We start from the raw sequence: 9368 nt of genomic DNA on the forward strand, positions 1-9368 counted from the left end.
TGAGGTTCCGCTTTTTTATTTTTATATCTACGAACTGTTGTTATTCATTAGCAATCGTTTTGATTTTAAATTCATCTTCCTATAGTTATTATATTACCCTGTATGGTATAATGAAAAGGCTTTGTTATACTCATATAATCGAGGGCCTGTTGTATGGTTTCATTTTCAAAGGTTCCGGTGAAAGATTCCTGCTGCATTTTTACATCTTTAAACCGGATCTCTACATTGTACCAGCGTTGCAGTTTTTCAGCAATCTCCCCGAACGATTCATTGTCAAATACCAGTTTGTTTTGCACCCAGGCTGTTTCAATTACCAGGCTATCAGCCCCGGTATAGTTTAGTTTGCTATATGAAACAAAAGGCTGGTTGCTTTTTAAGCCAGCTTTAGGGGTAACCGGCGTGCTCACTTCCTCATTCATCACCACCAGTTTTTCGTTGGGGCGTAACATAAATTTTTCTTCGGGGCGGTTATGGATCGATACCTCCACCTTGCCATGAACCAGGCTGGTCTCTGTTTGCTTTTCGTTGGGATACGCTTTTACATTAAATGCTGTGCCCAGCACGCGTACATCAATTTGCTGAGTATGGATTATGAAGGGGATCTTTTGGGTTGTTCCCGGCGCCATAACAGACATTACTTCAAAATAGGCTTCACCGCTGAGTGTCACTTCCCTGATGTCGCCACCAAAATTCTTGTCGTAGGACAACTGGCTACCGGCATTCAGCCACACTTTTGATCCATCGGGCAGGTTGATGGTTGTTTTGGAACCATTATGGGTACTCACTTTATTCTTTTCGCCGGTTTGCGCTACCGGAAAAGGGCGGGCAGATACTGCCCGTTTTGTTACTGCGTTATACCAATAAAAACTGGCCACCATAAGTGCAGCGGTTGCTATACTTATGATCATTAATTTTTTTCGCGAACGCTTTTGTGTGGTTGTGTATGTATTGTCGGGTTGAAGTTCAGTTTTTTCATGGGCGTGGTTCCAGTCTGTAGTGGCCTCTTTTAATTTGTTTACATGACGGTTAAAGGCCTCCTCCGTGTCGTTGCTTACAGGGGTGGACAAATTCCATAAATCAGTTATGTTTTGAAGCGCATAATGCATGTCAGGGTCGCTACGCAACAGCCCCTCCAGTTCGTTCAACTCCCCGGCACTTGCTTCACCGGCCAGTTTTTTACTAATTAAAAACCAGGTTCTGTCCTTATTCATGTGTATAATACATATACACATAAGGACACCATTGTAAAAAGCATACCCCCAAGCCCGTGAAAGATTTTTTTACATAGGTAGTGGTCGGGAATATCCCAACCGGGTTTTAGGAAGATAAAGTGGTACGAATATCGAAATGAATGGCCAGCCCAATTTTTTTGATGGCAATAGCCATTTGGTTTTCAACCGTTTTTAAAGAAATATGCAATAGGTCTGCCACTTCCCGGTATTTAAGGCCATCTTCTTTTATTAATTTGAAAATGAGTTGGCAGCGGGGCGGCAGGTCGTTAATGGCTTTTTGAACCCGGTTCATCATTTCGGCAGTAAGCATTAATTTTTCGGGGTCGAAATAAATGCTTTGCAGCTGCACGAAGTATTGCTCAGGTTGCAGGAAGATCTTTTTCCGGGTACGGAGATAATTGAGGGCTCCGTTTTTGGTACTGATAAAGAGGTATAGTTTGAGGTTATGGATGCGGTTAAGGCCTGCTCTTTTCTTCCATACCTTTATAAATACGTCAGAAACGATTTCTTCCGCCACTTCAGGGGAACGGACAAAAGAGGCGGCAAATTGCTGAAGGGACTTATAGAACAGGCTAAACAGTTCCTTATAGGCAAACTGGTCGTCAAAAAGCGCAATGCGCTGTTGCAGTTCCTGGATGTTGGCGCTGGCAAGCATAATAAAAAACTGCTAATCGTTCTTAAAAAGAGACCAAATGGGTCACCGGAATGCTGCTGCTAAGATAATTTAAAAATTAAATGAGATTTCTGATTGGTACTGCTTGAATTTTTCTAATTTTGCTGCTCTCTAAACAGAAAGCTCTTTTATTCAAAAATATTTCCGACCAAATCGGAATGGATCCTTAGCTCAGACGGTTAGAGCATCTGACTCATAATCAGAGGGTCGCTGGTTCGATCCCAGCAGGATCCACTTACAGTTCTTATTTCATCGTTGGCTTCTCTCCAAAAAAAATTCTCAGGAGGGTTAAGGTATGCCTTACACAAGTCGCCCGGTTCTCTGGTCGATTAAAACAGAGGCTCTGTAGTGTTAATTACCTTATTTGACGTATCGCTCCCCGATAGCCGCCGGAACGGTTCGTAATAAAGTCAACTCATTACCTCTTTTGCCCATGGCAGTGCTATGGGCTTTTTTGTAACCTTAACCTTTCATTAACCCTGTGAAAGATACTTTTGACAATCATTTGAGAACAGTATGAAAAAATTGATTACGCTTTCCCTCGCATTGGCATTTGTACTTCCCATTTTTGCACAGGATTCTACCAAGACTGCAGCCCCTGCACCTGCATCTGCAACTCCATCCAAGAAAAAGGTGTGGAAGTATAACCCCAACCGGGCTAACGACCACTTCATGATACAACTGGGGTATAATGGCTGGGCCTCTAAACCAGATACCATTGCTACCAAAGGCATACCCCGTACATTTAATATGTACTTTATGTTCGACTTCCCCTTCAAAACCAGCCCCCGTTTTAGCGTAGGTATTGGTGCTGGTTTAGGTACCGACAATTTCTACCTCGATAAAATGTCGGTTGATATTGCCGGAAGAACCTCCAATACACTCGCATTTAAATCCGACACCAACTACTTCAAAAAATACAAGATCGCCACTACTTATCTTGAAATACCTGTAGAGCTCCGCTTCGCTGCCGACCCCGACAACACCAATAAAAGCTGGAAAGTGGCTGTGGGTGGTAAAATCGGAACTATGTTAAGCGCTATGACAAAAGGTAAGAACCTGATGTCGAGCAAAGGTGGGACCATTAACAACTACACTGAGAAAATAAAATCAAAACGTTACTTTAATAGTACACGTCTGGCCGTAACCGGTCGTATAAGCAAAGGGGTGTTTGGAATTTTCGGTCAGTACCAGATCAACCAGTTTATTAAAGACGGCGCAGTTCCTCCAGGTTCACCCCTCGTCGACATAAGACCGTTCACAATTGGTTTATCGATCAGCGGTTTGTAAACAGAACAATCAATTATCAACATACGATCCGGAAGGCACCCCCTTCCGGATTTTTTATTTCCCGTCGGGCTTGACCTTCATCGGGCCTTTTTCCTCTTTTCGACGGGTCCAATCCGCATAAAAACGACTTTCCGCCTTAACGGTTCCTTCGTTTCGGCGTCATGTCCCCCAGTTTCCGGTTTTTCAGCTTACTTTTGCACCGAAAATCGAAGGACTTGTTAGATAAGAAGAACATCATTCAAAACGAAGAGAAAGCTGTACTGGTAGGACTGGTACATAAATTACAAACCGAAGTACAGGTAACAGAATACCTGGACGAACTGGCATTTCTGGCCGAAACGGCCGGTGCCAAAGCAGTAAAACGATTTGTACAAAAGCTCCCGCATCCCGATAGCCGCACCTTTGTTGGTAAAGGAAAGCTGGAAGAGATCAGGGCCTATATCGAAGGCCGGGACATCAACGTCATTATTTTCGACGATGAACTAAGCGGTTCACAGATCCAGAATATTGAAAAGGTGCTCGATGTAAAAACTATCGACCGCAGTGACCTTATTCTGGACATATTTGCCCGCCGTGCCAAAACCGCTCAGGCCAAAACCCAGGTAGAACTGGCCCAGTACCAGTATCTGATGCCGCGTTTGCGTGGTATGTGGAAACACCTGGAACGTCTTGGAGGTGGTATTGGTACAAGAGGTCCGGGGGAAACGGAAATTGAAACTGACCGACGGATCGTTCGTGAAAAAATAGCCTTGCTGCGCAAACGCCTGAGTGAAATAGATAAACAATCTGCCACTCAACGTAAAGACCGGGGTGAATTTATTCGGGTAGCCCTGGTAGGTTATACCAACGTGGGCAAAAGCACCATCATGAACCTGCTGTCGAAGAGCGATGTATTTGCCGAAAACAAATTATTCGCCACGCTCGATACCACTACCCGCAAAGTAGTTTTTGAGACCACACCTTTTTTACTAAGCGATACGGTTGGTTTTATTCGCAAACTGCCCCACCACCTGGTAGAAAGCTTTAAAAGCACGCTCGATGAAGTACGCGAGGCCGATATCCTGCTGCACGTGGCCGACACCTCGCACCCGCAATACGAAGATCAGATTGGCGTAGTAAACAAAACCTTGCAGGAACTGAACGTAATTGATAAGCCGGTGATCACTATTTTCAATAAAATGGACCAGTACGAAAAAAATACCTTCGACCCCTGGCTGGAAGAAGAAGTACGCACCGAGATCCTGAAGGACCTAAAAGATCGTTGGGAAAATGAACTGCAGGGCAATTGTGTTTTTATTTCTGCAACAGAAAGAAGGAATATCGACGAGCTGCGGTCGACCATTTTAAACAAGGTGAAGGAATTATATACGATCCGGTATCCATATAAAACGGGGTTTTAACAGGGTATGACCGAGAAAAAATACCAGTACCATCGAATAGCTGAAGATTCATCCGAACTCAACTTTAATGAGCAGGGTATTGCTGTGGTTGAAATAAAAGGGAAAAAGATCTGCGTGACCCGGGTTGGGGAGGAATGGTTTGGCTTTGCTTATAAATGTCCGCACGCCAGTGGAATTATGTCGGAAGGATATATCGATGCGGTAGGAAATGTGGTTTGTCCGGTACACCGGTACAAATTCAGTTTGAAGAATGGGCGTAACACGAGTGGCGAGGGATATTATTTAAAGATTTATCCGGTAGAAATGCGGAATGAAGCCATTTTTGTGGGCATTCCAGACGGTGGATTATTTGGCTGGCTGTAGGGCTGAAAAAAAATCTTTGAAATCGGACTAATTTTTCTTTTTTCTTTTGTTTTCGAACTGGGAAATTCCTTATTTTTGCTGCCCAATTCGGAACAGAGGTAGCAAATAACTACCAGTTTTTCAATCAGTTCTGAAATGGAAACATATTCCTCCTTAGCTCAGTTGGTTAGAGCATCTGACTGTTAATCAGAGGGTCTCAGGTTCAAGTCCTGAAGGGGGAGCTGAAAATCAATCACCTAAAAGGTCGCTTCGGCGGCCTTTTTGCATTTTTGCCAGTAATTTGCCAGCAAGTAGGCGAAGTGGTTTGAAAGAGCTGACTTTGTTCTAAAATTACAATTTTTATCCTTGTAACATACTTCACCTAATTCATACTAATATTTTGCAATGTACTTAATGCAGAAAGGATAAATGTAACCAAGTATTTAGTCTAAATTTTTTTCTTCTACAGTTCGGATAAAAAATTAAAAAGCATTAATCCAATGGAATATTTAAATCAGTATAAAGATTTAATAGGTCTTTTACTTGCGTTAGTAGCCTTAATAATTTCAATTATTGCTTTATTATATACAATTAAAGCATTTGCGTTAAAAGCCGGATATTACCTAAGGTGTAGTTATTCAACTTGCTCATCAATGGAATGTGATGATTCATATATTTCGAGTCTAACCTTAGAAAATTTAAAAGATAGAGCCGCCGTAATATTTGAAATTTACATAAAGCTGGGAAACAATAATTATTTATTACTAGAAGATTTTAAAGATTCCCCTTTAATACTAAAGCCGTTTGAAGTTTATCATAAAGAATATGATCCAATTTTATTTTATTCTACAAGCCTCAATATTATAAAGCTAAACGACTTATTTAATAATCGTCAACTTAAAACGCAAGTTATTGTAAGTACTACTGATGGAAAATATAAAGTGAACGCCCGCACTGACCGTTGGAGACCGGAAATCTTGTTTTTTAAAAACTATCTGACTACAATTGTTCATCCAGTACGATTAAAATATGAAAATAGCTCTTATGGATCCAACGTCCGATACTTAGTTCACTTTAAGTATAGAAACAATGAAGATCAGATAGTCGCCATACATGAAGAAGATGAGCAAACTAAAAAATTCACCAAATTTAACTTAACTAAAGAAAGTATTGCCTCAAAAGAACAACTTACAGCTTTACTCAGTACACAAAAAGCAAATGGCAATATTAATTGTGAGTCGTTTGAAGTAATAGACTTTAATAACAGAGCTAAAGAAATAATCAGTGAATTTGCCACCACCCCATTAAAAGGAAAAGCTTATAATTATTTTTATTACACTTTTATAGGCAGACTCTTTACATTTCTTGAGAATAGAAGGCTTAAGAAAAATAATAAGCTTCTTAAAGAAAACTATAACGGGAATGTTAACAGTAATAGGCAATGATTTTACTCCTATCCTCATTTATAAAAATTGGAACTTATTTTCATATTTTAAAGTTTCCTTTAACAAGTTTGAATTCTTGGGGATGTTTTTCCATTTGAAAAATCGGTATACCCTTGGCTGAGGCAATTTTGAAAAGTTTATTTTTTAAATCGTCGCTGTTTAAAGCAAATCGGGTTCCTAAATAAATCCCTTTAGGTACAGGCACTTTCATTTTTTGTGGGAATTTGTCCTTTTGCTTAAATATTGTAAGTCTCCATTCCTGCTCATATACCCAATCTTTAGATTTTATTAGGCTTGCGCCAATCATTTGCATCGTTGTATACTCTTCGAAAAGACCTATTTTATGCACTCTATCACGATACATGACTGGCTGCATAAAAGCTCTTATCTCATCCACATCTTCAAGATCATACTCAATACAAATCCCTTTATGTTCGCATGCATAATGACTCCATAATAATAGGGAACTACTGTTCAGGCTAAAACTACATATCCGCAAATTTCGATTCATTTCCTCAACGATTTCAGTCCATCGCCGCTGAACCTTTTTAAGTTGTTCTTCGGAATTTATACCAATCGCTATTTTTCTTAGTGCGCAAATCTTTAAATATTCATCATAAGGCTTATCAGAGGTAGACAATACTGATATTTCTTTCGTTGTCAACCTTTGACCAGTCATTATTTCAAATGTTAATCGAAATTGATCAGAGCCATAAAAATGCCTCAAGCATTCATCATTATCAAACTGAATAGAACATTCAAAGGGATCATTTAATGAAGCTATTTCGGCTAACCAAATATACCCCTCTTCAATTGTTTGAATTGTTCTCTCAGTTAACCATCTATATTTAAAAAATGACTTGGGAAAGTGTAAGCTCTTGAGAGGGATTGCTTCTTCAATGTTGTCGGTGATCATGAATTCCCAATAACTCTCTATCCAATTGTTATTCATTCTTAAAATTAAAGGCTTGATATAAATTTCGATTTTACATGGACAATTTGAAAAGCTACTTTGACAAATATGTACATATTTGTCAAAGTGGCTTTTCCGGTAAAAAATCCCTTGGCGAACATTTAAAAATTTTCGCCAACTCGTTCAAGTGGTTGACATTGTACTTGTCACGGCGCTTTAGGCTTTCAACATTCGACACAAAGCTATCAGCCATATTCAGAGCCTGCGACAATGCCGTTTGGATCATTCCGCTCTCCTCGCGCATCTCCCTTACCTTATTAATAATGTACATGTCTAACTTAGTAGAATGGGGCTTGCTTTCCATGCAGTATTTTGGATGCAATCAACTTTTATAAAATAAATTTTACAACCGGACATGTCCGGTTAATATTATTTTCCTATATTTGTTATGTATAAAACGGGAACTATTACTCGAATAGTTCCCTCTACATATATTATTTTCGCAGTCTCCATCGAAGATAGACTGCATTGCCTTTTTGTCTTTTCCTTGTTGGCCTAAGGAACCCAGGATAAGATAAACACGGCGATGCTCACGTTTTTGCGTGGGCTCGCTTGTATGTGCCCAGGTTCCTTAGGCCAATGGGTAACGCAAGTGGCCTGCGCATTTTTCTTTTATTACCGCAGGCTCATTCACCAATTATGTAAGCTAAAAACTTTTACATATGGAAGAGCCATTAACCAAGTCCGCATCTAACTTCAATTTCAGCGGCAAAACCTACAACAAACATCCACAATGGTATAATCAGCCATTACGTCTTTCAGAGGAGCAATTGGATAATCCCCTTCTTGTTCTTGATGACTTTTTCCAATGCTATCATTTAAATGAAACCAGGGAATTACTATGGCAATGGCTTACAGCAATTATTTCAAGCCCAGGAAGCATTTCAAGTGAGCCACTTGAGCGCAGCAACCATATCTACTTTTATGAAAAAATAGAAGAGATAATTGAAGCTGCATTTGTTTTAAAAACAAATCGACTTTCAGGAGATCGGAATCCACCAGATTATTCATCTCCTTTAAATAGTGAAGCGTGACAGACATTGGTGTCCGATTAAGGGAATTCAGAATACAGTCAAATATTAAGATGCCTGTCATTGCAACCGAAACCGGTATTGCAAAGGAAACACTGTATAAATGGGAAAAAGGAACAAAGCCCAGTAGAATAGCCGATTACTTTACATTAAAGGCGTACCTGGACAGGATGGAAAATAATTTGGCAGAAGAAGCCTTTGACGCGGAAAGTAAGAAACCGGCTACATTAAGACTGCTTTTAAGAAATAGACGTCCAGCAGTCTTACAAACAGATTGTAAAGCTGCCACTGGAAGCATAATTTTTTCAAATGACGAACCAGAGTTAATTGTGGACCGCATCAATGCTCCTTTTCTCGGTTTTGTAGAGGGTGTTATTGAAGTAACTGGTCACAGCATGGCACCCACATTCAGTAATGGCTGCCGGATAACAATTTCCCGGCTAACTGATAACCGCACTCTTACTTCAGGTCAATATTATTACATAATTGACACCAACTGGCAGGGCATCGTAAGGAGAGTTTACCAAGGTGAAAAGGGCAATAATATCCAACTGGTTTCTGATAATCCAGACCAGTTTGCATTTCCTCCCATGGAAAAAAGCCTAGATCAAATAGAAGCCATTTTCAAAATAGGGGCTTCAATGAGAGTATAAAATACTTTGTGTAAATAGGCGCAAGTAACTGCTTAGAGCCGGCATCTGTTTTCAAAGATAGTTAAGAACTGATGAAGAATAAGCCCCCAGTTGTGAAGGGTCGCATTCCATTTCTTTTCGATATTCATGAGCGCCAGGTAAACCGCTTTTTGGGCGGCCATATCATCAGTAAATTGAACTTTAGTTTTGATGTACTTCCTAATGCCCCGGTTCACATTTTCGATGGTATTGGTGGTATAAATGATTTTCCTGATCTCCATGGGAAAATCAAAATAGCTGGTCAGGTTATCCCAGTTGGTTTTCCATGACAGGATCGCATGTTTGTATTT

Annotated in this window: 11 protein-coding genes and 2 tRNA genes; 8 read left to right on the plus strand and 5 right to left on the minus strand. The window is 40.1% G+C overall.

The window, feature by feature from the left end; genetic code table 11:
- Window positions 1-71: 71 nt before the first annotated feature.
- The gene (locus BMX95_RS30335; RefSeq protein WP_165758915.1) at window positions 72-1211 is read right to left on the minus strand and encodes a FecR family protein; all 1140 of its coding nucleotides are present in this window, start codon (window positions 1209-1211) and stop codon (window positions 72-74) included.
- A 106-nt stretch (window positions 1212-1317) separates the two neighbouring features.
- Entirely contained in the window at window positions 1318-1887 is a 570-nt protein-coding gene (locus BMX95_RS30340) for an RNA polymerase sigma-70 factor (protein ID WP_081200414.1), read from the minus strand.
- A 178-nt stretch (window positions 1888-2065) separates the two neighbouring features.
- Here BMX95_RS30340 and BMX95_RS30345 point away from each other — a divergent pair.
- The 6 genes from BMX95_RS30345 (at window position 2066) to BMX95_RS30370 (ending at window position 6382) form a co-directional block, all read left to right on the plus strand.
- Window positions 2066-2139 (plus strand) — tRNA-Ile (locus BMX95_RS30345).
- Between the two features lie 282 nt (window positions 2140-2421).
- Window positions 2422-3195, plus strand: coding sequence for an outer membrane beta-barrel protein (locus BMX95_RS30350; protein WP_081200416.1), 774 nt, complete (start codon window positions 2422-2424; stop codon window positions 3193-3195).
- Between the two features lie 215 nt (window positions 3196-3410).
- Window positions 3411-4595 carry a GTPase HflX gene (gene hflX / locus BMX95_RS30355; protein WP_081200417.1) on the plus strand — a complete coding sequence of 395 codons (1185 nt, stop codon included), beginning with the start codon at window positions 3411-3413 and terminating at the stop codon, window positions 4593-4595.
- A 6-nt stretch (window positions 4596-4601) separates the two neighbouring features.
- Window positions 4602-4958 carry a Rieske (2Fe-2S) protein gene (locus BMX95_RS30360; RefSeq protein ID WP_081200418.1) on the plus strand — a complete coding sequence of 119 codons (357 nt, stop codon included), beginning with the start codon at window positions 4602-4604 and terminating at the stop codon, window positions 4956-4958.
- Between the two features lie 147 nt (window positions 4959-5105).
- Window positions 5106-5179 (plus strand) — tRNA-Asn (locus BMX95_RS30365).
- A 258-nt stretch (window positions 5180-5437) separates the two neighbouring features.
- A complete protein-coding gene (locus BMX95_RS30370) occupies window positions 5438-6382 on the plus strand; it encodes a hypothetical protein (RefSeq protein ID WP_081200419.1) in 945 nt (314 codons plus the stop codon).
- A 40-nt stretch (window positions 6383-6422) separates the two neighbouring features.
- Here BMX95_RS30370 and BMX95_RS30375 read toward each other — a convergent pair whose 3' ends face one another.
- Window positions 6423-7298, minus strand: a complete 876-nt coding sequence (locus BMX95_RS30375) for a DUF2971 domain-containing protein (RefSeq protein WP_165758916.1) — start codon at window positions 7296-7298, stop codon at window positions 6423-6425.
- A gap of 118 nt (window positions 7299-7416) precedes the next feature.
- A complete protein-coding gene (locus tag BMX95_RS35900; protein WP_081200421.1) occupies window positions 7417-7659 on the minus strand; it encodes a helix-turn-helix domain-containing protein in 243 nt (80 codons plus the stop codon).
- A 358-nt stretch (window positions 7660-8017) separates the two neighbouring features.
- Between BMX95_RS35900 and BMX95_RS30385 the strand changes: the two genes are divergently transcribed.
- Both BMX95_RS30385 and BMX95_RS30390 read left to right on the plus strand, forming a co-directional pair.
- Window positions 8018-8389: a hypothetical protein gene (locus BMX95_RS30385; protein ID WP_081200422.1), complete on the plus strand. Its 372-nt coding sequence runs from the start codon at window positions 8018-8020 to the stop codon at window positions 8387-8389.
- A 50-nt stretch (window positions 8390-8439) separates the two neighbouring features.
- Window positions 8440-9039, plus strand: a complete 600-nt coding sequence (locus BMX95_RS30390) for a S24 family peptidase (RefSeq protein ID WP_081200423.1) — start codon at window positions 8440-8442, stop codon at window positions 9037-9039.
- Window positions 9040-9071: 32 nt separating this feature from the next.
- Here BMX95_RS30390 and BMX95_RS30395 read toward each other — a convergent pair.
- A partial coding sequence (locus tag BMX95_RS30395) for a transposase (protein WP_177193733.1) occupies window positions 9072-9368 on the minus strand: 297 nt, incomplete at its 5' end.

Origin of the sequence: Niastella yeongjuensis, assembly GCF_900110245.1 — a bacterium.
Classification (GTDB): Bacteria; Bacteroidota; Bacteroidia; order Chitinophagales; family Chitinophagaceae; genus Niastella; species Niastella yeongjuensis.

Coding starts and splice junctions, on each gene's coding strand:
- BMX95_RS30335 (WP_165758915.1), bottom strand. CDS start 1,211: ATGAATAAGGACAGAACCTGGTTTTTAATTAGTAAAAAACTGGCCGGT.
- BMX95_RS30340 (WP_081200414.1), bottom strand. CDS start 1,887: ATGCTTGCCAGCGCCAACATCCAGGAACTGCAACAGCGCATTGCGCTT.
- BMX95_RS30350 (WP_081200416.1), top strand. CDS start 2,422: ATGAAAAAATTGATTACGCTTTCCCTCGCATTGGCATTTGTACTTCCC.
- BMX95_RS30360 (WP_081200418.1), top strand. CDS start 4,602: ATGACCGAGAAAAAATACCAGTACCATCGAATAGCTGAAGATTCATCC.
- BMX95_RS30370 (WP_081200419.1), top strand. CDS start 5,438: ATGGAATATTTAAATCAGTATAAAGATTTAATAGGTCTTTTACTTGCG.
- BMX95_RS30375 (WP_165758916.1), bottom strand. CDS start 7,298: ATGATCACCGACAACATTGAAGAAGCAATCCCTCTCAAGAGCTTACAC.
- BMX95_RS35900 (WP_081200421.1), bottom strand. CDS start 7,659: ATGGAAAGCAAGCCCCATTCTACTAAGTTAGACATGTACATTATTAAT.
- BMX95_RS30385 (WP_081200422.1), top strand. CDS start 8,018: ATGGAAGAGCCATTAACCAAGTCCGCATCTAACTTCAATTTCAGCGGC.
- BMX95_RS30390 (WP_081200423.1), top strand. CDS start 8,440: ATGCCTGTCATTGCAACCGAAACCGGTATTGCAAAGGAAACACTGTAT.